The organism is Vibrio sp. 1CM7H (assembly GCF_023161645.1).
GTDB classification, from domain to species: Bacteria; Pseudomonadota; Gammaproteobacteria; order Enterobacterales; family Vibrionaceae; genus Vibrio; species Vibrio diabolicus.
The window spans coordinates 784,611-807,510 of the sequence record NZ_JALNTV010000001.1 but is presented as its reverse complement, the minus strand read 5'-3'; the positions used below and the strand labels follow the sequence as shown (position 1 = coordinate 807,510).

The 22,900-nt window shown below is 43.4% G+C and carries 18 protein-coding genes; 9 read left to right on the top strand and 9 right to left on the bottom strand.

Features of this window, described 5'->3' with window-relative positions; translation table 11 throughout:
• Nucleotides 1–32: 32 nt before the first annotated feature.
• A complete protein-coding gene (locus MSG33_RS03435) occupies nt 33–920 on the bottom strand; it encodes a LysR family transcriptional regulator (RefSeq protein ID WP_248379872.1) in 888 nt (295 codons plus the stop codon).
• A gap of 232 nt (nt 921–1,152) precedes the next feature.
• Between MSG33_RS03435 and MSG33_RS03430 the strand changes: the two genes are divergently transcribed.
• Nucleotides 1,153–3,291 (top strand): TonB-dependent hemoglobin/transferrin/lactoferrin family receptor, encoded by a 2,139-nt coding sequence (locus MSG33_RS03430; RefSeq protein WP_248379871.1) that lies wholly within the window; start codon nt 1,153–1,155, stop codon nt 3,289–3,291.
• A gap of 334 nt (nt 3,292–3,625) precedes the next feature.
• Here MSG33_RS03430 and galE read toward each other — a convergent pair whose 3' ends face one another.
• Complete coding sequence (gene galE, locus MSG33_RS03425; RefSeq protein WP_248379869.1) at nt 3,626–4,642, bottom strand: UDP-glucose 4-epimerase GalE; 1,017 nt, start codon at nt 4,640–4,642, stop codon at nt 3,626–3,628.
• Between the two features lie 54 nt (nt 4,643–4,696).
• Nucleotides 4,697–6,655, bottom strand: a complete 1,959-nt coding sequence (locus MSG33_RS03420; protein ID WP_248379867.1) for a diguanylate cyclase — start codon at nt 6,653–6,655, stop codon at nt 4,697–4,699.
• A 319-nt stretch (nt 6,656–6,974) separates the two neighbouring features.
• On the opposite strand from MSG33_RS03420, the gene MSG33_RS03415 reads away from it, so the two are divergent.
• From MSG33_RS03415 to MSG33_RS03405, 3 genes are read left to right on the top strand one after another with little or no spacing between them, the layout of a single operon-like run.
• Entirely contained in the window at nt 6,975–7,730 is a 756-nt protein-coding gene (locus MSG33_RS03415; protein ID WP_005395471.1) for a 5-oxoprolinase subunit PxpA, read from the top strand.
• Nucleotides 7,730–8,413 (top strand): allophanate hydrolase subunit 1, encoded by a 684-nt coding sequence (locus MSG33_RS03410; protein ID WP_248379865.1) that lies wholly within the window; start codon nt 7,730–7,732, stop codon nt 8,411–8,413. Before MSG33_RS03415 ends, MSG33_RS03410 begins: the two co-directional genes overlap by 1 nt.
• Nucleotides 8,410–9,345 carry a biotin-dependent carboxyltransferase family protein gene (locus MSG33_RS03405; RefSeq protein ID WP_046876110.1) on the top strand — a complete coding sequence of 312 codons (936 nt, stop codon included), beginning with the start codon at nt 8,410–8,412 and terminating at the stop codon, nt 9,343–9,345. Before MSG33_RS03410 ends, MSG33_RS03405 begins: the two co-directional genes overlap by 4 nt.
• 27 nt (nt 9,346–9,372) lie before the next feature.
• Here MSG33_RS03405 and MSG33_RS03400 read toward each other — a convergent pair whose 3' ends face one another.
• From MSG33_RS03400 to MSG33_RS03390, 3 genes are all read right to left on the bottom strand, one after another.
• Nucleotides 9,373–10,812 carry an FAD-dependent oxidoreductase gene (locus tag MSG33_RS03400; protein ID WP_248379864.1) on the bottom strand — a complete coding sequence of 480 codons (1,440 nt, stop codon included), beginning with the start codon at nt 10,810–10,812 and terminating at the stop codon, nt 9,373–9,375.
• Nucleotides 10,813–11,165: 353 nt separating this feature from the next.
• A complete protein-coding gene (locus MSG33_RS03395) occupies nt 11,166–13,622 on the bottom strand; it encodes an FtsX-like permease family protein (protein ID WP_248379862.1) in 2,457 nt (818 codons plus the stop codon).
• The gene (locus MSG33_RS03390; protein WP_005395482.1) at nt 13,622–14,314 is read right to left on the bottom strand and encodes an ABC transporter ATP-binding protein; all 693 of its coding nucleotides are present in this window, start codon (nt 14,312–14,314) and stop codon (nt 13,622–13,624) included. Before MSG33_RS03390 ends, MSG33_RS03395 begins: the two co-directional genes overlap by 1 nt.
• Between MSG33_RS03390 and tesA the strand changes: the two genes are divergently transcribed.
• The 4 genes from tesA (at nt 14,313) to MSG33_RS03370 (ending at nt 20,015) form a co-directional block, all read left to right on the top strand.
• Complete coding sequence (tesA, locus tag MSG33_RS03385) at nt 14,313–14,915, top strand: multifunctional acyl-CoA thioesterase I/protease I/lysophospholipase L1 (RefSeq protein ID WP_005395483.1); 603 nt, start codon at nt 14,313–14,315, stop codon at nt 14,913–14,915. The genes MSG33_RS03390 and tesA overlap by 2 nt on opposite strands.
• Before the next feature lie 82 nt (nt 14,916–14,997).
• A complete protein-coding gene (gene fabV, locus MSG33_RS03380; RefSeq protein ID WP_248379860.1) occupies nt 14,998–16,197 on the top strand; it encodes an enoyl-ACP reductase FabV in 1,200 nt (399 codons plus the stop codon).
• 180 nt (nt 16,198–16,377) lie between these two features.
• Nucleotides 16,378–18,288, top strand: coding sequence for an EAL domain-containing protein (locus MSG33_RS03375; RefSeq protein ID WP_053808423.1), 1,911 nt, complete (start codon nt 16,378–16,380; stop codon nt 18,286–18,288).
• A gap of 71 nt (nt 18,289–18,359) precedes the next feature.
• On the top strand, nt 18,360–20,015 hold the full coding sequence (locus tag MSG33_RS03370) for an ABC-ATPase domain-containing protein (protein ID WP_248379858.1): 1,656 nt from the start codon (nt 18,360–18,362) through the stop codon (nt 20,013–20,015).
• A gap of 82 nt (nt 20,016–20,097) precedes the next feature.
• Here the strand turns inward: MSG33_RS03370 and MSG33_RS03365 are convergent, their stop codons facing one another.
• Together MSG33_RS03365 and MSG33_RS03360 are read right to left on the bottom strand one after the other, a co-directional pair.
• Nucleotides 20,098–20,718, bottom strand: coding sequence for a DNA-J related domain-containing protein (locus MSG33_RS03365; RefSeq protein WP_012842300.1), 621 nt, complete (start codon nt 20,716–20,718; stop codon nt 20,098–20,100).
• Nucleotides 20,719–20,921: 203 nt separating this feature from the next.
• The gene (locus MSG33_RS03360; protein ID WP_248379856.1) at nt 20,922–21,761 is read right to left on the bottom strand and encodes a 2OG-Fe(II) oxygenase family protein; all 840 of its coding nucleotides are present in this window, start codon (nt 21,759–21,761) and stop codon (nt 20,922–20,924) included.
• 242 nt (nt 21,762–22,003) lie between these two features.
• Here MSG33_RS03360 and MSG33_RS03355 point away from each other — a divergent pair, with 242 nt between their 5' ends.
• The gene (locus MSG33_RS03355) at nt 22,004–22,600 is read left to right on the top strand and encodes a DUF2238 domain-containing protein (RefSeq protein WP_005395495.1); all 597 of its coding nucleotides are present in this window, start codon (nt 22,004–22,006) and stop codon (nt 22,598–22,600) included.
• Here MSG33_RS03355 and cutA read toward each other — a convergent pair.
• Nucleotides 22,562–22,894, bottom strand: a complete 333-nt coding sequence (gene cutA, locus MSG33_RS03350) for a divalent-cation tolerance protein CutA (protein ID WP_031780471.1) — start codon at nt 22,892–22,894, stop codon at nt 22,562–22,564. The two genes, MSG33_RS03355 and cutA, sit on opposite strands and share 39 nt — an antisense overlap.
• Nucleotides 22,895–22,900 lie beyond the last annotated feature (6 nt).

Below are 22,900 nucleotides of genomic sequence, written 5' to 3'. Positions count from 1 at the left end.
CAATGGGAACCTAAGAAGTAAAAGTTACGTTGTTACTTTAGTTTCCAATTCTTTTTCAAGTATTGAATACACCAGGATTTCGCCTCACCCATGGTATTTCGGCGCCATGCTAAGATAATATCCATCGGCTGCTCTTCTGTACCTTCGATTCGCTTCAATACGCCACTATCAATCAAAGGTTGTGCAATTTGGCTTGGTAACGTACCAATGCCTAAACCTGCAGTGAGCGCATCTACTTTTGCCGTAAAGTTGGTGACGGTCAAGCGAGGCTGTTTTTGAATGATATTAATTGAGAGCGCGGGTTGTTCGCGTGCAGTGTCTGCAATGGCAATGATTCGGTACTTTTCTCGCGCCGCCTCATCAAACTTACCACTACGCTTGTGAACATAGTGATCAGCTGCAGCTACCCAAAACATGCTCATTTTACCAATTTTTTCTGATTTGACTTCTTGAGGAAGTGTATCCAGTGATGGGCAAATCAGTAAATCCGCTCTACCTGTATTCAGCGATTCCCAGCTACCAGCCAAGATCTCTTCTTGCAGTCTGACTCGTGTTGAGCTTACTTCAGCCAATGCATCAACCATAGGGAAGAAATTGGATATAGGAATAATGCCATCAAAGGCAATGGTAATATCCAGTTCCCAGCCATTCGCCAATAACGTTGCATCATTCACTAACTTTTCACTGGCTTGTAAAATGGCTCGTCCTCTTTCAAGGATGAGCTTTCCTGCTTCAGTAAAATGGGCTTTGTGACCAGAGCGATCGAAGATAATGATGTCTAAGTCTTGCTCGAGTTTCTGGATCTGATAACTCAGTGATGACGGGGCTCTATCTAACTCATTCGCAGCAGCTGAAAAACTCCCTCTTCGGTCAATGGCATCCAGAATATGGAGCGCTTCTAACGTAATTGGACTCTGCACATGGCCTCTCTTAATGTGATTTTTGTCACATTGATTGTATTTGGATGATCTTATCAAGAACTAACGTTAAACAATATAACACACTGATAACTAAAGACTAGAAATGCTCATAACCTAAGAGTTCTACTCAAGATAAAACCACAAATAACAATGGTAATGATAGTAATTATTATTTAGATCTATTAATATCCCGTTTGTTGTTACCTATTATGGATCTAAGGTATTGAAGTCAATGTATAAAAAAACCATTTTGTCAGCCTCCATTTTAGTTGCCCTTTCCCATACTGCTTATGCGGAAGAAGCTTCTAAGTTTGAAGAAGTCGTTGTGTCGGCCACCCGTACCAACCAAACCATAAACACTGTTGCTGCTTCTGTTGCTGTTGTATCAGAGAAAGACATCGAAGAAAACATGGTAAAGGACTTGAATGACCTATTCGAGTATACGCCAGGTGTTACTGTTAATGGCACTCAACGCCAAGGCGTCCAAAGTATTAACATTCGCGGGATGGAAGGTAAACGAGTTAAAATCTTAGTAGACGGTGCATCTCAACCAGGTGTATTCAGCGGTGGACCATATTCTTTTATCAATTCTAGTGCCGTTACTGTTGACCCTGATATGCTAAAGAGTGTCGAAATTGTTAAAGGTGCAGCTTCTAGCCTACATGGTAGTGATGCAATTGGCGGTGTTGTCGCATTCGAAACAAAAGATCCGAAGGATTTCATCAAAGATGGTAAAGACTTTGGCGGTCAAGCAAAACTCTCTTATTCATCGGAAGATAACTCTTTTAGTGAGCATGTAGCTTTAGCAAAGCGTTTCGGTAATACAGAAGCACTTGTTGCCTTTACACGACGTGATGGTGCAGAGCTACAAAATTTCTCTAAGGCGCCTTACGATAACTATTCTGTGGACAACCAAGATTATTACAAAAACGATCTATTGGTAAAACTTCAATCTCAATTGAATGACGCTCATCGCTTGGAGTTCTTGGGAGAAGTTATTTACAACGAGACTGACTCAGAGATCGCACATAAAAGTTACAAAAACTTCAACGCTGAAGACACAACCAAGCAAAATCGCATTGGGCTCAAGCACATTTGGTTTGCAGATGCAGCTATCTCGGATACGATAACGTCCAAGCTTACATGGATTGGTAAAGAAGAAAACGGCGTGTCTAATCGCTTTATCGAAGCTAGCCCAGGTTACCCACCTTACGTACCGCCTAGTGGTGACAACCAACAGAAAAAAGATTACGAATATACTGAAGACAAATTTGAATTCGAAACTCAGTTAGATAAAGAGATTCAAAATCACTATATTGTTTACGGAATATCGTATAAACATAGTGACATCAGTAATACTAATCGCGAGTTGAATTCCGATCCCGGCACGCCAGATACCGTTTACGTTTACACGCCGGATGCAAAAGAAGAAAGCTTTGGTTTATTCTTGCAAGATGAAATTTCACTTCTTAATGACAAGCTAATTCTGACTCCAGGTGTGCGTTACGATTACTTCTCTACTAATCCTTCCAACACCTCTGAAGAGTCATTCGAGAAGTTTAGCGACTCTGCATTAACTGGTCGTTTAGGAGCAACTTACTCTATATCGCAACCTGGCACGATCTTCGCGCAAGTGAGCCAAGGGTTTCGAGCGCCATCGTTCGACGAGCTTTATTACACCTACGATAATCCGTCTCATGGCTATATTAATCGCCCTAACCCAAATTTAGGCTCTGAAAAGAGTGTATCTTATGAGCTTGGTTACCGTCATAACACTGTAGCGTCGGTAACTGAAGTGGCGTTCTACTACAGCGATTACAGTGACTTTATTGAGCAAACTTCATCAAATAATGGTGGTTTAACTGAATTCACAAATATCAATATTAATGAAGCAAATATTAAAGGGGTTGAGCTCTCTAACCGTCTTGATTGGCATGCTATTGCCGGTCTTCCATCAGGCGTGACAACTCGTTTTGTTGCAGCATACACAGAAGGTGAAGATGGTGATGGTAACCCATTGAACAGCGTCAACCCATGGAATGCAGTGGCAGCGGTAAATTACGATTCACCAAATGCACTTTGGGGGACAAGCCTAAAAGTAAACTACACGGCTAAGAAATCGAACAGTGATATCAACTCTGATGGTGATAAAGGCGGAATCAAAGACCAAGTTGCTTTGCCGTCTGCGACAGTCGTTGACTTAACGGCGTACTACAAACCAATGAAAGATATAACCATTCATACTGGTGTTATGAATCTGACGAATGAAGAATACCATCTTTGGAACGATGTTCGCGGTAAGACTGAGTTAAGTCGAGATAAAACGCAAGCTGAGCGTAATTACAACATTAGTGTTAAATACGAGTTCTAAACCTTAAAAACACAAAAGCCAGCGTAATGCTGGCTTTTTTTATGGCTTTCATTTCAAAAATGTAAAGAAAAGTATGAAAAATGAAAGTTTACTGTTTTGCCATCTCTTTTTTCACCATTACTGCTGCTGCAATGATAAAAGTGATGATCAGACCGAGTTCCATGAACTACCCCAATAGCTATGAGAAAATTTATAACCCAAATTAAGAGTCGGACATAGTTTAACAGCTCTATATAGACTTGCTACCTTTTAACCAGTAATTTACGACTTTTTCCGATTTGGATCAAAAAAGACGCAATTATGCGTCTTTTTGTTATTATTATGTAAATCAAAATTAGGCGTCTGGGTAACCTTGAGGGTTGTTAGATTGCCAACGCCATGTATCACCAGTCATTTCTTCTAGAGTGCGAGACGCTTTCCAACCTAACTCATTCATTGCTTTTGATGGATCAGCCCAGCACTCCGCAATATCGCCTGGACGACGTTCAACAAGTTGGTATGGAACATCTTTACCACTTGCGGTTTCAAACGCTTTCACCATTTCAAGCACACTGTAGCCATTGCCAGTGCCAAGGTTGTAGACATGAAGGCCCGCTTTGTTACCTACTTTTTCCAAAGCAGCGACGTGACCATCGGATAAGTCCATCACATGAATGTAGTCACGCACGCCAGTGCCATCTTTCGTTGGGTAGTCGCTACCGAATACAGAGAGGAACTCTCGGCGGCCCACCGCAACTTGAGAAACAAACGGCATTAGGTTATTTGGAATACCTTGAGGATCTTCACCTAACTCACCTGTTGGATGTGAACCTACAGGGTTAAAGTAACGAAGAAGTGTGATGCTCCAATCTGAATTCGCCTTTTGGAAGTCTGTTAAACACTCTTCCACCATTAATTTACTGCGTCCGTAAGGGTTAGTTGCGCTAGTTGGAAAGTCTTCTGTGATTGGAACAGATGCAGGATCGCCATAGACAGTTGCTGAGGAGCTAAATACCAACGATTTAACTCCAGCTTCGCGCATTGCATCAACCAATACCAAAGTGCCATTCACATTGTTGTCATAATACTCTAGAGGTTTTGCTACGGACTCACCGACGGCCTTTAAACCTGCAAAATGGATAACCGCTTCTATATCGTGCGATTTTAGAACCTCTACCATTGTCGATTTATCTCTGATATCGGCTTGGATGAAGGTTGGCTTTACGCCACATACCTTTTCAATGCGCTCTAAGACCGTAGACTTACTGTTGTACAGGTTATCTAGAATCACTGGCGTCATACCAGCTTCGATCATTTGAATACATGTATGGCTACCAATATAGCCCATACCACCCGTAACAAGTACTTTCATTTTATCATTCCTTCTGACGCGAATGGGTTTAGTTTAAAGCTTTGACGTTACGATTTAAACTGTCTCCTGCAATTCACATCCCATTAATATTGCTTGGCCTTTTCCGGCTTTTTTAGCTTGATACATTGCAGTATCTGCACTTTTTAACACTCGAGTGGCATCTCGCTCATTAACACCGACCAATTTTACGCCGATGCTAACGCCAACCTTGAGCGAGTTACCTTTGTACTCGATTGGTGTGCATACGCTTTCGAGCAGTTGTTCTGCAATTCGGGTGACGACTTTTTGGTTGGCAGGATTAACCAACATGACAAATTCATCACCCGAAAGTCTTGCGATTAAATCACTATGTCGAGTCGCAGATGTTAGACGCTCGGCTACTTTTTTCAGAACTTCATCACCTGCGTCATGGCCATAGGTATCATTAACCTCTTTAAAACCATCGAGATCGAGGTAAAGCACCGCAAATTCGTCACGTAAGTATCCCGACCGTTGTACTAATTCTTCCAACTCTAAATGGAACTTGGAGCGATTCGCTAACCCCGTTAGTGCATCGTGATGAGCTAAGTACTCAAGTCGTTCCATCTCTTTTGCACCAGAAAGATCGGTAAGAACAATGACTAGGTCGTAGAACCCATTGTCTTCACACTTAACGATACGATTAACCCTTGCAAACATCGGCACAAACTGGCCAAGATGGTTCTGTTCAATAACTTCCCCTTGCCATACCCCGTAGTTTTCTATCGATTCAATGATGCTAGGCATCATTTCCTGCAACTTGCGCCACTTAAGTGTTTGGATAAATGACTTCCCAATAAGCTGATCCATCTCTAGTCCAACTAACTTAGTGACCGCAGGGTTAGCCATTGTGATAACACCTCGATGATTAAGAACGATGAGGCCATCTTGGCTGCTCTCAAAAACACGCCCCGCAACACGCTGCCTGCTCATGGCCTCTTCAATTTCGGTGATATCTTGAATCGAAAACAATAAGTGTCCATGTGTGGACAAACGACGACTGGTTAAACTCAACTGCTGTTCGTTATCTGCATTTTTGAGGTGAATATCATCGCATTCTAACCCCCTACTTAGGATTTGGCTCAGCTCATTCGGTGTTTTCGTTTTAATTAGATCACGGATATTGGCATGGTCAAGTTCCTCTGACTTTTTTTGAAATATCTGCCGAGTCGCAGTATTACAGTAAATAACACGCCCGAAGTTGTCGGTAATAACTAATGCATGTTGAATAGATTCAATGACTTCTTCTGAAAACGCCCGCTTTTGTTCTAACATTTCTAATGAATGTTGCCGCTGTTTCTCGCGTGTTGTTAACTTGTTCATCATTTGATTGAAGGAATGTGCGAGTTCTCCAATTTCATCCTTGGAGTAATAGCGAACTTGAGTATCCGTATGTTGTCCGTGTGTCACACTCTCTATCGTATGACTCAGTTCTATAACAGGTTTGAGAACAAGCCTATCGATACTTATGTAAAAGATGGTGCCACCAGCGAACAGCAACAGAAGAAGTACAGCACCATCTTGAAGTAAAGATTGTTGGGCTTCTATGATTGGACGATGGGAAAGCGTAACCCTCATACTGCCAATGACACGACCATCGTGAATAATCGGTTCTAGAACATAAAGAAATTTGGCTGATAAGGCATAACCTAGCGCGTGTAACTTGCTTCTTTCAGTTTGATTAGGGACGGGAGCTGATACCCCACTTCCTTCAAGAACAACGAAAGGTTGATCATCTTGGTCGTAAAGTTTGACCCGCGTAACATTTGGCTGGTTTAAAAAGTTGATGAGAGTAGTTTGAGCTTTTTGCTTGTTCTTTGTCGTTAGCGCATCTTTAATTGAGAAAGAAACATTGTTAATCAACTTTCTCGTTTGTTCGACCAACTCATGCTTAGACGATTGGTATGCAGTATACGAGGTATAACCTTTTGAGATAACAAAGATAGCCGTTATAAAGACCAAAATTGGCCAAATAAGCTTTGCTCGTAATGACATATGTATTCCTGTCGCAGACAACCACTAAAAATGACAGAAGCGTTGTTATGCAATCTATTACCCATTAAGGGCGACAAGATTAACACGATGACAATGCAAAATAACCTTAAATTCTCAAAAATTGGATGGAAAAGGAACGAAATACCTTAAAATTCGGATCAACTCAAATAACGGCAACATCTTTATGGACTAAAGTGATCTTTTTCGTCAGCCATCAGATCATAAACCTCGCTTTCATGATAGAAGAATGAAGTGAGTCACTGAACCTAGATGCATTTTCCTGCATCGTGAACCCATTGCTTGTGTAGAAATAAAACGTATGACATTGAATAAACAGCAACTTACATTGAACTGTGACATGGGTGAGAGCTTTGGCTCTTGGATTATGGGGGCAGACGAAGATGTTATGCCTCATGTTGATATGGCAAACATCGCGTGCGGTTTTCATGCTTCCGATCCTAATGTTATGCACGACACTATCGCTCTCGCCAACGACAACGATGTTGATATTGGAGCACACCCGGGCTACGCCGACCTCCAAGGCTTCGGCAGGCGCAGTATAAACATGACGGGTGATGAAATTACTAACATGGTTATATACCAAGCAGGCGCTTTACAGGCACTTTGTCGGGCTCAATACACAGATATCAGCTATATAAAGCCTCATGGCGCGTTATACAACGACATGATGAAAAGTGATGCGATATTTAGATCAGTCGTAAAGGCGGCAGCTTTATTCAAAGTGCCGTTAATGATTCTAGCGTCACAGGAAAACGAAAAATACTTAGAAATCGCAGATGATTATGACGTTCCCTTGCTGTTTGAAGCATTTGCAGACCGTTTGTATCAAGATGACGGATTACTTACACCTAGGACACAGCCTAATGCCGTGTTAAAGAATGAGCATGCGATACTTGAGCAAGTCCGTACGTTAGCAGATTCTGGGCGTGTCAAAACCGCTTCTGGCGGCTACATTTTACTGGAAGCCGATACGATTTGTGTTCATGGTGACAATGAAGAGTCGATCGCTCTGATCCAAAAGATCCGTCAAAGCCTATACGCGGGAGGAAATTAATGCATAAAGAGAAATTTAGTATCTCTTTGATCTCTGAGTGCAGTATTTTCATTAAGTTTGACGAGAATATCTCTGAAAATGCGGTCGGAGAACTTGCTCGAAACATCAAAGAAACTTTAGCGTCAATCATTATGAACGTGGTCCCCTCCTATCAAACCATCCTCATTGATTACTTGCCTTTTCGAATCAATGAAAAAGATTTAGTGCATAAACTGCATCAAATGATCCGTCAGTTTGATACTCAATCGCTCAGCCTTGTTCAACCTAACCACATCACTATTCCCGTATACTACTCCGAAGAAACCGCGCTAGATTTGCCCCGCTTTCAAGATCGTGGACTATCATTAGACGCGCTCATTTCCTTACATACTCAAACCGAGTATGCGGTTTCAGCGATTGGTTTTGCTCCAGGTTTTGCATTCCTCTCCGATGTCGATACTCAATTACATATGCCAAGGTTAGCTACACCAAGAACGCGAGTACCAGCCGGAAGCGTGGGAATCGCAGACTCTAAAACGGCCGTCTATCCATCAGATAGTCCTGGCGGATGGAACATTATCGGTAGAAGCCCGCTTCCCCTTTTCTCTGATACGCCACCTTTTATACCGTTTGAAGTAGGTGACAAGGTCACGTTTAATGCCATTTCCAAACAAAAGTTTATCGAGTTAGGAGGTGTTCTATGAGTTACGCTGGATTGCTGGTGGAAAAGTCAGGGCCACTTTCTTTGATTCAAGACTTTGGTCGTTTTGGCTTAGCGCATATTGGCGTGACTCAAGGTGGCCCCGTAGATGATTACGCCTACAGTTGGGCAAACCATTTACTTGGTAACGTAGTCAATTGTGCAGCGATTGAAATTACTTTGGGTAACGCTTGCTTTGTCGCACTACATAACTGCCATCTTGCAATATGTGGTGGTGATTTGAATGCAAAAGTAGATGGTGAGCCTATCTCAAATTGGTCTGACTTTACGTTGAAGAAGGGGCAGAAGTTGCAGTTCGGAGTCGCAAAAAATGGACTTCGATCCTATCTTGCGGTTAAAGGTGGGTTCGATATTGCTCAGCACTTAGGAAGTGCCTCTACAGTCACGAGAGAATCTCTTGGTGGTTATGACTCAAATGGTGGCGCTTTAAAAGCAGGCGATATTCTTCCCTTTTTTCCTCATAACTTACCGAAACACAAACCAAGGCTGATGACATTTCGCTTTAAGCCGGATTACAACTTACCTATCAAGCTGAGAGTGATTGAAGGCTATCAAAATGAGGACTTTGATGAAGACGCTCGCCAAGCCTTTTATAGCAACGCATTCACCATATCCCCTGATTCAAATCGTATGGGCTATCGTCTTGAAGGAAACAAAATCAAACCGCCTTACGAAGGCGTACTGTCGGAAGGAATTGCGCTAGGATCGATTCAAGTTCCTAACGATGGTAATCCCATTGTGTTGCTCAACGATCACCAAACCATCGGTGGCTATCCTAAGTTTGGCTGTGTAGCACGTATTGACCTGCCAAGGTTGGCACAGGCGAAACCCGGGCAAAAAGTCAATTTTGTGAAAGGAGATAGACAAGGCTTGCAAGAAGTATGGTGCCAATGGGCTCAGTTTTTTGGATATTAGTACAACCTCTGAGCCCATACGTAACGGTTATGCAGGCATCCCATAACGCTCTGCTAATGCTTGCGGATAGTCTCGCTCTTGAGTGAGTTTAATCGCGTACTGCTCAATTTCTTGCTCAGACCAATGCACAGCGACAGGATGTTGGGATTCCACATTTTGATTAGGTTCAATATCAAACCAGAACTGAAGCATTTTTTGCGCTGCGAGTAGTGTTGATGACGCTTTTACCACTTCTATTCGTGCGTAATGGTTGTCTTCAAAGGTCACGTCGGCTGCCCTGAGTACCGGATCCGTTCCAGGAATTTGCTGGGCACCAAACAGGGCTTTTCCCCCTTTGATAGCAGAGTGATAGTCGGGAATGAACTGCGCCATGTGTTTGATAGCATTATTGGTTCGTTCTGCTAAGACTTCTTCTCGCCAACCGTTACGTATCTTTGAGAGTAAAGGAACTGGCAGTTCGGGCTGAGCTGAGGACGGCGTACTCTCAACTAAGCCATCTTCAAATAGCGTAATGCCTTTCGTCATGCCGTGAAGCTGAAAATAACCATCACCATAGGGGGTCAGTTGAGCCATTCCTTTATCAGTTCCACGCGGTCCATGGAAAATAACTTCTGGCCACAGTTGTTGGCAGTCTGCCCACTTGGTTACATAAGCGGCTTTAAACTCAACTAACCTATCACGCTTGGCACCGATGGTATTGTCAATGGATCCTGTTTCAAAACCACATGCATTGACCAAGTAGTCACATGTCATAAGATAATCAATGCCATCTCGTTCGTAACCAAGTTGCCAGTGATTACCCATCCAGTCCGCTTGTTTGAGCGTTGCTTGTGTGCATACTGAGGCGTTTGGCAGAGCGTTCAACGTTAAGTTGGCAATTGCGGCAAGGCGAAAAACACTCCAGCCATATTCCTGAACCGCCACGACTGGGTACTTTAGCGCGTCTAGATCAGCATGTTGAGCAAAAGGAATACACCACTCATCAAAGGTTGCAGGGTGACTTGGTTGAGTACGTTGTGCGAGTGCTTCTAGATCCTCTTTTGAATACAATTTGTAGTATTCGCTTGGCTCACCAAGCACTTTGTTGCTTTGATCTTTATCAACGAGCGTTTGATAAGCATTTTTCACCACCTCTAGTCGAGGAATCAGTGCGGATGGATCTCCACCATCAGAATAAGGGACTGCAATGATCGTCGGGCGAATATTCAGTGAAAGCGGATATAGGCGAACGGTATCAATGGATTGTGCTAACAAATCTAAACATTGTTGCTCAGAAATCTCTCGATATAAGTTGCCACCTGCATGTAAATGGCAAATGGGCGGACCATTTACCAGTGATACGCCCTTCTCTATTACGGAAACTTTAAAACCCAGCTCCGCAAAATGAATTGCTGCTGTTGCACCTGCGACACCGCCACCAACAACAGCGATGTGCTTATCTTTGTAATTTGGAAACTCAGACTTCATTGCTTCACTAAAAATTTTATAAGGAAAATTCTTTACTAACGGTGGATTCTACTCGTGTTTGGGCTTGATTAAAATCACAAAAAGTTCATGGGTTTGCGAAATATCCAACTGCGCCTTTATGGTGCGTTAAAGTAGAAAAAAATTGCAAAAAAAGTACTTGACGACATGGTTAGGAAGACACTTTTTTATGCCTATGTGAATAACAATTTCACTGTAAGACCCATGGCGCAAAGCCTGCAGAAACACCCCACTTTTTACCCCATTTAGTTATCCCAAAAGTTATCCACTGTTTTTGTGGATAACTAAAATAAAAGTGTCATGGAGTGTTCCACATTTAATAACATTTGCAGTGATTAAGTGTTTACTGGCGTTAACAATCTTTTCAACAAACTCATTACGACAAGTGCCAACGTAACAAATGTTGCCAGTGGTAAAGCTATCCACAATTCGGGGTGAATTTGTGCGTTCAGATCGAAGCCATATGTCATTACCGCGGCCACACAAACTTCCGCAGCGAATACCGCAACACCGCTAGCTATCAACGCCATAATGCCGTATTCGGCCCACAGAGTCGTATTGATCCGTTTTTTACTTGAGCCTAATGTGCGATACAAACGAATCTCCTGCTGACGTTGGGATAAGCTTAATCTCAATAGCGTGAAGATAAGTAGCAATCCCGCAACCACGCCTAAAAGAGCAAGAATAGTGATTGCCGATACGATTTGTTGAATCAAATCCTGGATTTTTTCGCCCATGGTACGAATATCTAAAACAGATACCGTTGGGTGAGATCGAGACATAGACGTTAATAGTGCTTCGTTCCCCTCATCAATTCTATAACTGATGAGGTAAGAACCCGGTAGATTAGCCATAACGTCGGATGAGAAAATAAAGTAAAAGTTAGGCTTCATATCACGCCATTCAACATAACGAATGGTATCTACTACCGCATCGTAGTTCTGGCTATTAATAACAAAGCGCAGTTTGTCACCAAGTTCGATGCCCAAGTCATTTGCTACATCGGCTTCTACAGAGACACTCCCTTTATTTGTCCATTCACCCGCAAGCACATCATTATACTCTGGCAGGCCGTCTCCCCACGTAAGGTTCAATTCACGACGTATTGCGTCAGAGCCTTCTCCTTCGTATTCAATCTCTTTGACGTTTTGACCATTAATCTCTTTCAATCGACCACGAATAATTGGATAAGCTTGTGACCGTGTAACCCCATTTTTATCTAAGGTTTCTAGGTAGCTATCGAGTTCGTAATCACCAATATTTAATGCGAAGACATTTGGCGCGTCTGCAGGTAAGGTTCTCTCCCAATCCGAGAGAATATCGCTGCGCACAAGCCAGATAATAGATAGCAGCATCAAAGACAATGCCAAAGCACCAAACTGCAGGCCACTAGTTACTGGCGTGCGGTTGATACGACTCAACGCAAGCTTCATGGCAGGTTGTGTTGAAATACGCGCAAACAATTTTGTGAGTGCGACGCTCACTGCAGCAAGCACAACAAACAGTACTGCAATACCCATAAGAACAATCCAAACTAAGGTATTATCAGCATAAAGCAAAAGTAATGGAACAACGGGGACTAGAACGAGCAACATTCGCTTCCAAGAACGTTGTGCTTTGCCCTGCTGTAGCACTTCTAAGGCTGGAGTTTTAATCAAACCCAACAATGGTATGCCAAGGGCAGGAACGGTGATCAGGACCGCTGAGATAAACGACACTAGATATGGAGTGACGCCGTAACTAGGTAGAGGCTCGGGTAATAAGTCTTTGAGTGGAATGCGCAACAAGTACTCCAGCCCACTTCCCAACAATAACCCAACGACACTGGCGCTAATGAGCAGGATTGTGACTTGAATAAACAGCCATTTTTCAATCCATCGTCGACTTGCGCCAAGGCTTTTTAGCATCGCAATGGTTTGTGTTCGACTATTCACATAGTTTTGGCAAGTAAGAACCAATGTTGTCGCTGCCATAATGATGACAATCGCAACAGTTAGAGACAAATACTGCGTCGTTCGTTCAAAGACCTCATTGCTACGACTGGCAGTATCTTGCGTGCGCCAGCGATCACTAGGAGAAAGAACCGTATCTTCTTGCAGGCCTTTTAGCGTTTTATCATCGGCTTGTAGAAACAGACGGTATTGAACTCGACTCCCGACTTGAATCGCTCCCGTTTTCTCAACGTCTTTTTGATGGATGTATGCAGAAGGTATTTGTTGAAATGGGTTAAAGCTTAACCCAGGTTCCATCAGCACTGCACCTGAAACCGTAAAATCGGCATCGCCTATAGTGACGCTGTCACCCGACTTGACGTCTAGTTGAGCCATAATCCGCTCATCAAGCCAGAGTTGGTTCTCTTTAACGCGACCGGATGGGTTGTTGTCTAGTACCAGTTCTCCCATTAAAGGGTAATTGTCGTCCACTGCCCTTACGGAAATCAACTGCATACCATTGTCGCTAAATGCCATCGTGGCAAATCGTGTCATCGTTGAACGTTCTAGGTTTTCAGTCGAGGTTAACAACGTGTCAGGTATAGGATTAGCAGACACAAACACCGCATCCGCTGTCAATGCATCCTTCCCCTGTTTGACGATCACCTGCTCCATTCGCTCCGCTAATGCAGAAAGCGCAAAGATGCTCGCAATCACAAGAATAAGAGCAACGCTAATAGGCCAAAGGTTCCCCTGTCTTATTTCGCCGAAACTCCAACGTATTAGGCTTTTGTTTGACGAGTGTTTTATTGCACTGCTTCTTTCTGTCGATGTTGCTTCGCTTGATGATACTGCAGACATTACACCTCCTCCTTAAGCTCACCCGCCTCCATACGATAAATACGGTCACATCGACTTGCTAGATGACCATCGTGTGTAACTAATATCAGCGTTGTTCCATGCTGCTCATTAAGATCGAATAGCAGCTCAATCACTTTGTCTGCGGTTTGATGGTCAAGATTGCCGGTAGGCTCGTCTGCGAACAACAGTTCAGGCTGTGTCATAAAGGCACGTGCTAGCGCGACACGTTGTTGTTCACCACCAGATAATTGACTTGGAAGATGATCGACACGTTTTTCCAATCCAACAGCGGTTAATAATTCGGCTGCTCTTGCTTCATCTTCGGCTTCACCACGTAAAAGACAAGGAAGCGTGACATTGCGTAATGCACTCAAGCTCGGGATTAATAAGAAACTTTGGAAAACAAAACCTAGAGAGTCAGCGCGAATTTTTGCGCGAGCTTCATCGTCAAGTTTTGATAACTCATGACCTAACAAGGTAATTTCACCTGATGTTGGTGTATCAAGGCCAGCTAACAACGTCATCAACGTTGACTTACCCGCACCGGAAGTACCGACGATGGCGATTTTTTCTCCTTTCCTGATGTCAACATTTACATCTTTGAGGATTGTTAATTGCTCTTGATTAGTAGAGACTTGTTTAGAAACCAAATTGGCTTGAACAATAGGTGCATTAAGTACAGGTGTTTGCATGATTCGTATACTTTCCTTAGTTCTATTTTTTTGTTTTTCCGCTACTGCACATGCGAGCGAAAAGCTACTTGTCTTAGGTGATAGCCTGAGCGCGGGCTATCAGATGCCGATCGAAAAGAGTTGGCCTAGCTTACTCCCTGATGCGTTGTCAGAACATGGTCAAGATGTAACAGTTATTAATGCCAGCATTTCTGGCGATACCACAGGCAACGGCTTAGCTCGATTACCACAGCTGCTAACCCAGCACAGCCCTGATATGGTGCTCATTGAGTTAGGTGCCAACGATGGCCTAAGAGGTTTCCCTCCTAAACTTATTACGTCGAATCTCTCAAAAATGATTACCATGATAAAAGATTCAGGTGCGGACGTTGTCATGATGCAAATTCGAGTGCCACCTAATTATGGTAAGCGCTATAGCGATATGTTTTACGATATCTACCCTAAGCTTGCACAACATCAACAAGTTACCTTGATGCCATTCTTCTTGGAGCATGTGGTCATCAAACCCGAGTGGATGATGGATGATGGCCTTCACCCAAAGCCTGATGCACAGCCTTGGATTGCTGACTTTGTTGCTCAAGAATTAATTAAACATCTCTAATTTTAATGGTCTAGCTCAATAAGTTTTACTTAACTTTACGTTAATCTATTTTCAATTCCACTCATCGAGGATAGATAACAACATGCGAATAGACCCTTTAATTCAAGGTGTTGTTGCTCGCTCTGCTCACCCACACGGGTGTCATGCATCCATTAAAGAGCAAATTGAATACGTAAAACACGCCCCGCAGATCAAAAGCGGTCCAAAACGGGTTTTGATTATTGGTGCTTCCTCTGGTTTCGGGTTAGCGGCTCGTATTGCCCTCACCTTCGGAGGTGCTAAAGCTGATACCATTGGTGTCTCCTTCGAGCGCGGGCCTTCAGATAAAGGCGTTGGAAGTGCGGGTTGGTATAACAACATCTTTTTTAAACAAGAAGCAAATCACGCGGGGCGTACCGCTATCAATATTGTTGGTGACGCATTCTCTGACTCTGTCCGCAATCAAGTGATTGAAGCCATTGAAACGTACTTTGAAGGTGAAGTTGATTTAGTCATCTATAGCTTAGCGACGGGTGTTCGACCTAAACCAGAGTCTGATGAGTTTTGGCGCAGCGTCATTAAGCCTATTGGTGAGTCTGTCACTGGCGCTTCAATTATGCTGGAGAACGATCAGTGGGTAGAAACCACTTTAACTCCAGCAACAGAGGAAGAGGCCGAAGCCACTATCAAAGTGATGGGCGGTGAAGACTGGGAAAGCTGGATTGATACACTGATTAATAATGACTCGATTGCACAAGGCTGCAAAACCATCGCGTTTTCTTACATGGGACCAGACGTTACGCACCCTATCTATCTCGATGGTACGTTAGGTCGAGCGAAAATAGATTTACACCAAACAAGTCACTCGTTAAATCTAAAACTTGCCAACTTTGACGGCGGTGCTTACGCAACAGTGTGTAAGGCGTTGGTGACGAAAGCCAGTGTGTTCATTCCTGCGCTAAGTCCCTACCTTTTAGCACTTTATCGAGTGATGAAGGAAAAAGGTACTCACGAACGTTGTATTGAACAAATGCAGCGACTGTTTACCACTAAATTGTACGATCAAGATAAAGTGCCTGTTGACGGCGAACGCTTAATCCGAATAGACGACTTAGAGCTTGACCCGCAAGTACAACAAGAAGTCCATGCTCTTTTAGAGCAAATGAACGCCAATAACTTTAAAGAGATTGGTGATTACCAAGGCTTTAAAGATGAGTTTATGAAGCTAAATGGCTTTAACTTTGAAGACGTCGACTATTCGCAAGACATTTCTATTGAGTCGCTAAAATCGCTTAAACCGTAATGCTTGTTATCTGTTTCAAGTATGAGATATGTGATAACTATTCCTAGTCCTGAACACTTTTCAGGACTTTTTTTTGTTTCAAGCCCCAGCCACCCTATACTTAATTAAAAACCGAGAACAAGATAGAGCAGTCTACATTTTAAATTCACAGGAAGTGAAACCACGTAAAGGATGACCTATATGGGGAGATTGCAAACATTAGATTATGAAATCCCTGAGTCTATGCAAAAAAGCTGGCAGGAAATCGTCAACTTACTGGCTCAAATAACGCACGTACCCACCACATTAATCATGCGTATCCATCCAGATCGTATTGAAGTCAACACATCCAGTGAAACTCAAGGTAACCCCTATCGTACCGGCGATGCTGAACTGCTCGGCAACGGTTTGTATTGTGAGCATGTCATTGAGCATAAGAGCGAACTCATGGTTCCTAATGCGCTCGAGGATGAAGAATGGTGCAATAACCCTGACATCAAACTAGGCATGATATCTTATTGCGGTTTACCGTTATTCTGGCCAAACGGAGAGACGTTTGGAACCATCTGCATGCTTGATTCCAAGAAGAATGAATACAGCGACACTTACCGTCAATTGCTCGGAACTTTCAAAGACTCAATCGAAGCGCAGCTCTCCGTCGTGTATCAGCAACACAAACTCCAGCGTCTTAATAATGAACTCAAAAATCGAGTTGAGAACCGTACTACGGACCTAGCGCAGTTGAGTTACTCCCTAACAAAAGAGATTGATCGTCGTAAGGCCGCAGAAAAACAAGTGAGCTACCAAAAAACACACGATCAGGGAACCGGATTCTTAAACCGCGCAGCACTGGAAAGTGTTGTCGGAGAGACACTCGGAACGTTGGATCATAGTCAGCAATCACTGCTCGTGATAAACATTGGCTTTAGTAATGCTCGCAGTATCCAAACCCGTTATGGCTTTGAGGCCTTTGACGAGATATTAAAAGAATTTCGGTATCGCCTTGGTAAACGAGAATCGAGTTATTTCGTTACCGGAAGGCCAAGCTCGAATGACCTTGTATTACTCATTTGGGGCAACGATATTGATATGAAATTGCGTAAGCTACTGGATGATATCACCAATATTGGCTTGGGAAGCTTTTATATTAAAGACACAGAGGTTCACCTCAACTCTTATATTGGTGTTGTACAAGCCCACCAAACCAGCAATGCCAAACAACTTCTTCAAAATGCATGCTATGCCATGCTGCTGTGTAAAGAGTCTGGCGAAGCGTATAGTTATTTTTGTGAAAGTCATTCGAATGAGCTAAACAACCACAATCAATTGGAAAGCTACTTGTTGCAAGCGGTAAGAAATGACGACCTGATGCTGTACTTTCAGCCCAAAGTTCATCCCCATACTCACAAATGGATTGGCGCAGAAGCATTGCTGCGCTGGAGACACCCAATACTGGGCGACGTCTCTAACGAAGCATTAATACATATGGCCGAACAAAACGGGCTTATTTTTGAAGTTGGCTCTTTTGTTCTTCGTACCGCGATAGACAAAGCGAAACAGTGGTCGGAGTTAATTGATAATTTCAAAATTGCCGTTAACGTCTCTCCAATTCAATTACAAAACGTGAACTTTGCGGAGCAAGTGCAACACCTACTCGAATCCTTCCATTTACCAGCACATTTTCTCGAACTCGAGGTGACCGAGAGCGCTTTAATTGCCGATGAAATCGTAGCACGCACAACGCTAAACAAATTGCACGAACTGGGTGTGACGTTGTCACTAGATGACTTCGGTACAGGGTACGCCTCTTTCAGCTATTTGAAGAAATACCCATTTGATGCCATCAAGATTGATAAGAGCTTTGTCCAGCAAATGGAAAAGTCGGATGATGATCGTGCGATCATTTGCTCTATCATACACATAGCTAAAAAACTGGACCTCCAAGTGGTTATTGAGGGCATTGAATCCCCCCAACAAGAGCAGTTTCTTATTGGTGAGGGTTGTGATATTGGGCAAGGCTTTCTCTATGGTAAACCGATGCCTTGTAATGAATTTGAGCAAAGTTTGTTTAATCAGCGTCTTTCAGGCGGACAATACGCCTACTCTTCCTAAGCATTCTCTTTACTAAGGTGTCGGTGGTTTCTATAATCGCCGCCCGCTTCTATTAAAAGGCCAATATCTTCATGGATCTGTTGACTGCCACGCTTAAGAAAATTGAAAAGCAGAACTACCGCGCTTATCAGCAAATCAAAGGTCAATACGACTTCACTGATTTCACTTTGTTCATCGATCACGTACAAGGAGATCCGTATGCTTCCGCGTCACGTTTTCGTGCAACTCGCGCCTGGTCCTTGACTGGTCTGGAATGGTTGAAAGACGAGTCCCCTGCTTTTCAACGAGCAGCACGTGATTTTATTGCGCGCAGTTTTGAGCAGTTTGCTAAACAAGAAAACTCCGTATCCATTTCATTGAGTGGCCAAACTGTGTTGGATAGCACCGCAGTATTGTTTACCGAGGAAGGTATTGAACTGCGTTTTCGAGTTAACTTGCCTGCTGAAGGTCGTTCAGTGTTGGGGAAAAAAGCCAACAACATACTGACTTTCCATTTGCCTAAGTTTATCCGTCGAGCGACCTTAGAACGTGAACTCGACAAAGCAGCATTGATGGAGCATTGCCAAGTTGTTGAAGACCAAGACGCCCTGCGTGCACAGTTGGAAGCCAATAACCTAGTTGCGTTTGTCGCAAATGGCAGCATTCTTCCTCGAATTGCTGGCAACTGTGATCTCCCAATGAAAGAGGCGGTTGAGTTCAAGGCCCCTGAATCGCTGCAAGTGACTTTACATGCACCAAACAAAGGCCATGTCACGGGATTAGGGATTCCAAAGGGCATTACGCTAATCGTTGGTGGCGGTTTCCACGGTAAATCTACCTTACTGAATGCGATTGAGCGTTCGATTTACGACCATATTCCAGGAGATGGTCGTGAATACATCGTAGCTGATGACAAGGCAATGAAGATCCGCGCCGAAGATGGTCGATGCGTGCATCATTTGAACCTGTCGAATTACATCAACCATTTGCCAATGGGTAAAGATACAGCGGACTTTTCGACTCAAGATGCATCAGGCTCAACATCACAAGCCGCTTGGCTTCAAGAGTCTATTGAAGCGGGGGCGAGCACGTTATTGATTGATGAAGACACCTCTGCGACGAACTTCATGATTCGAGATGAACGTATGCAGGCATTGGTGGCAAAAGGTGATGAACCAATTACCCCTCTTGTCGATCGCATTGGTCAATTGCGAGATGATCTCGATATCTCTACCATTATCGTTATGGGTGGTTCAGGCGACTACTTAGACGTTGCCGACACAGTCATTCAGATGCACGACTACCAAGCGGTTGATGTGACAGAAAAAGCGAAAGAAGTGATCGCTCAGCACCCTACTCAACGTCATAACGAATCGGAAGAACGTTTACAAACCTTCCCGCCTCGCGCCCTGAATCGCGTTGCTTTGATGAATATTCTCACTGACGGTAAATTCCGTGTGAATGCGAAAGGCAAAGAGTCACTTCGATTTGGCAAAGAGTTTACTGACCTTAGCGCTTTGGAACAGATTGAGTCCGCTGATGAAGTCAACACGATTGGCTGGTTATGGTTTCAAATTGCTCAGCTTCCAGGCTGGTGTAATCATCCAGCGAAGGAAATTGAAGAAATGCTGTCTGGTGAGTGGCATGCATCGCTTCCTAAGCAAGGGGACTTAGCCAAACCACGCACACTAGACGTAATGGCTGCGCTTAATCGCATGAGAAAATCTCAGTTTAAGCCTTCATGCTAGTTTTGATACGCTGATTGAGACAATCCAATGAAAAAAGGCAGCTAATAGTTAGCTGCCTTCCTTTATCTTTATTCATACCGAATCATTCGTTTCTCAGTACATTCCACGCTTCACAAAGAATTCTAAACCTTTCTGCATCACCATTCTCTCTATCTGGGTGCCAACGAAGCGCGAGTTTTCGCCACTGCTTTCTAATTTCTGCGGGTGTTGCATCAGGGTTAAGCTCAAACAGTGAGAGTGCTTTTGTTTTATCCACGCTGACTGTAGACGAACCACCAATGAATTTTTGATAAGTGGTCCAAAATTCATTCAACAATCGACGCACTTCATCTTCGTCCGCTTCGTAGTTGCGCCAATCCAGATAATATTCACGCAAAGGGTCGTTAATATCAACGATATGCCTCGAAGCTTCTAGCGAAGACATCAGCTGGATATTCATCGCTTCAACTTGCAGCCAGGCATCTGGGTAAAGCGTTTCTTGCAGTTGGTATAGTGCGTTCATGATTAAGAAATTTCGTTTGAATAAATCCTTATCAGGAGAATCATCCAATTTCGAAATGTAGCCCTGTTCACTCAACTTGCTTGCTAAGGTGTGAACTTTCCAATCGGAAGGCTGCTTTCTAAGAATTTCTAGCATTGGCCAAAGCAACGGGTTTTCTATTGCATGAGTCTCAATACTACTGACCGTGCGTTGTCCTTCCATTCATCCTCTCTGTTTTTAATATTGAAGCATCACACTAATCTCAGAGAAAGCTGCTCATCTGTACTGGTAAAAATGCTTGCTGACGCGTGTTTCAGGCCTAATTTCTGTGGCACCGAATGAAGCGTGGGTATCATTTTGTACCATAAACAACAAAAGGCCGATAGTCATCAACCATCGGCCTTTGTAAGGAGATCACGTAAAGGTTAAATAACCCCTAGTTCACGTAAACGTTCCATAAGGTAGCTATGTGCGGTGTAGCGCTCAGACAAAACTACTTCTGGTTTTGGATGCAAGAACAACGGCAATGAGATACGCGACTTTTCTTGACGTCCACCCGTTGGATTGATTACACGATGAGTCGTTGAAGGAAAGTAACCGCCCGACGCTTCTTGAAGCATATCACCAATGTTGATGATTAAGTTACCAAAGTCACAGGGTACATCAATCCAATCACCTTCTTTGCTCTTTACTTGCAGCCCCGGCTCGTTAGCGGCTGGCAGAACCGTTAGCAGGTTAATGTCTTCATGCGCAGCAGCACGAATAGCGCCAGGCTCTTCTTCGCCTGTCATCGGTGGGTAGTGAAGAACGCGTAGTAATGTTTTGTCGCTGTTATTGATCATTTCTGACAACGCGATAGAGAACTTCTCTTGAACGTCCTTAGGTGCGTACGCTTCAACCCAGCCTAATAGCTCCTGAGCAAATGCATTCGCCCGCTCATAGTACTCTAAGATTTCAGCTTTAAGTTGCTCTGGGATCTGGCCCCAAGGGTAAACATGAAAGTACTCTTTGATGTCTTTCACTTTGTGCCCTTTCGCTACTTCAGACACAGAAGGTGGGAAGTAGCCATCTTGGGTGTCTACGTTAAAGTAAAAATCATTCTTTTGATCTGAACAGAAAAACTCATGCCAGTTTTTGTAAATTGACTCTACAAGCTCTTGTGGAATCGGGTGGTTTTTTAACACACCGAACCCTGTTTCGCGCAGAGAGGTAACGAACTGTTGAGCAGCATCGTCAGCAAGATAATCGACAGTTTCCAGTTTCATGGCTTTACTTCTTTTTTATTAGACTGAATCACGGATTCTATGGATGGCCATGTTGTAAATCAAACTTTAATGAAAGGTGCACGCGCAAACGTTTTAATGTTGAGCAGTTTGGCAATAAATCAACATTTTCAGTGATCAAAAACACCATCAAAATAACAATTGCACACCGTTCAATTAAGTGTAATCATTACCCAAGTCTATGGAGTCCCACTGTAAGATAAATTGAAGGATCAAGTAACTCTATGAAAAGTACCTCGACACTCTTAGGATTGACGATTTTTTATGCCATCGTGTTTTTATTTTCTGCGTTAGAACCTAACTCACGTGCCGTTTGGTTTGCGGAGATTATCCCAGCAATTGGTATTCTTGTTGCTATTTGGGCAATCTCGATTCGCTATCAATTCAGTAATACGGCTTACTTTTTAATGTTCATCTGGCTCTGTTTGCACACTATCGGAGCGAAATATACGTTTTCCGAAGTACCATTTGACTGGTTTAACGACATGATTGGTTCAGATAGAAACAACTTTGATCGCGTTGCGCACTTTTCGATTGGCCTTTATGCGTATCCGATAGCTGAATACTTGATACACAAGAACAAGTTCAACAAAACGTTCTCTTGCTGGTTTGCTTTGTTTGCGATCATGTCGCTTGCAGCAGGCTATGAGATTATCGAATGGTGGTATGCAGAATTGGCTGGCGGCGATGAAGGAATCGCCTTTCTGGGCTCGCAAGGTGACATATGGGACGCCCAGAAAGATATGTTGTGCGACACCGTTGGTGCAGCGTTGTCGCTGTTTTTAATGTCGGCTCAGCGTCGATTCTCTCAGCCACTCTAAATAAGGGTTAAACCCATCAACAATTGGAACCTGTACGATCTGTGCTACTTCATATTCGTGCAGGTTTTCTATTTTCTCTTCCACCAATTCATAGAGCTCTCGGCGAGTTTTGATCACCAGCAACCATTCGTTGTCAGTACAAATCTCCCCTTTCCACACATAGTGGCTTTCAATAGGCATCGTTTGAATACACGCGGCTAATTGGGCATCTAGCAAACCTTTAATGATCTGATCTCGATTTTTTTCGTTGCTGGTTGTGCTTAACACCATGCAGTAGTCATGTTTTATACTCATTTTCTA

Excerpts from the sequence above, each read along its gene's own strand:
- MSG33_RS03405 (WP_046876110.1), top strand. The coding sequence starts at position 8,410 with ATGAGTTACGCTGGATTGCTGGTGGAAAAGTCAGGGCCACTTTCTTTG.
- fabV (WP_248379860.1), top strand. The coding sequence starts at position 14,998 with ATGCGAATAGACCCTTTAATTCAAGGTGTTGTTGCTCGCTCTGCTCAC.
- MSG33_RS03430 (WP_248379871.1), top strand. The coding sequence starts at position 1,153 with ATGTATAAAAAAACCATTTTGTCAGCCTCCATTTTAGTTGCCCTTTCC.
- MSG33_RS03410 (WP_248379865.1), top strand. The coding sequence starts at position 7,730 with ATGCATAAAGAGAAATTTAGTATCTCTTTGATCTCTGAGTGCAGTATT.
- MSG33_RS03375 (WP_053808423.1), top strand. The coding sequence starts at position 16,378 with ATGGGGAGATTGCAAACATTAGATTATGAAATCCCTGAGTCTATGCAA.
- MSG33_RS03420 (WP_248379867.1), bottom strand. The coding sequence starts at position 6,655 with ATGTCATTACGAGCAAAGCTTATTTGGCCAATTTTGGTCTTTATAACG.
- tesA (WP_005395483.1), top strand. The coding sequence starts at position 14,313 with ATGATTCGTATACTTTCCTTAGTTCTATTTTTTTGTTTTTCCGCTACT.
- MSG33_RS03400 (WP_248379864.1), bottom strand. The coding sequence starts at position 10,812 with ATGAAGTCTGAGTTTCCAAATTACAAAGATAAGCACATCGCTGTTGTT.
- MSG33_RS03395 (WP_248379862.1), bottom strand. The coding sequence starts at position 13,622 with ATGTCTGCAGTATCATCAAGCGAAGCAACATCGACAGAAAGAAGCAGT.
- MSG33_RS03365 (WP_012842300.1), bottom strand. The coding sequence starts at position 20,718 with ATGGAAGGACAACGCACGGTCAGTAGTATTGAGACTCATGCAATAGAA.
- cutA (WP_031780471.1), bottom strand. The coding sequence starts at position 22,894 with ATGAGTATAAAACATGACTACTGCATGGTGTTAAGCACAACCAGCAAC.
- MSG33_RS03355 (WP_005395495.1), top strand. The coding sequence starts at position 22,004 with ATGAAAAGTACCTCGACACTCTTAGGATTGACGATTTTTTATGCCATC.
- MSG33_RS03370 (WP_248379858.1), top strand. The coding sequence starts at position 18,360 with ATGGATCTGTTGACTGCCACGCTTAAGAAAATTGAAAAGCAGAACTAC.
- MSG33_RS03390 (WP_005395482.1), bottom strand. The coding sequence starts at position 14,314 with ATGCAAACACCTGTACTTAATGCACCTATTGTTCAAGCCAATTTGGTT.
- MSG33_RS03360 (WP_248379856.1), bottom strand. The coding sequence starts at position 21,761 with ATGAAACTGGAAACTGTCGATTATCTTGCTGACGATGCTGCTCAACAG.
- MSG33_RS03415 (WP_005395471.1), top strand. The coding sequence starts at position 6,975 with ATGACATTGAATAAACAGCAACTTACATTGAACTGTGACATGGGTGAG.
- galE (WP_248379869.1), bottom strand. The coding sequence starts at position 4,642 with ATGAAAGTACTTGTTACGGGTGGTATGGGCTATATTGGTAGCCATACA.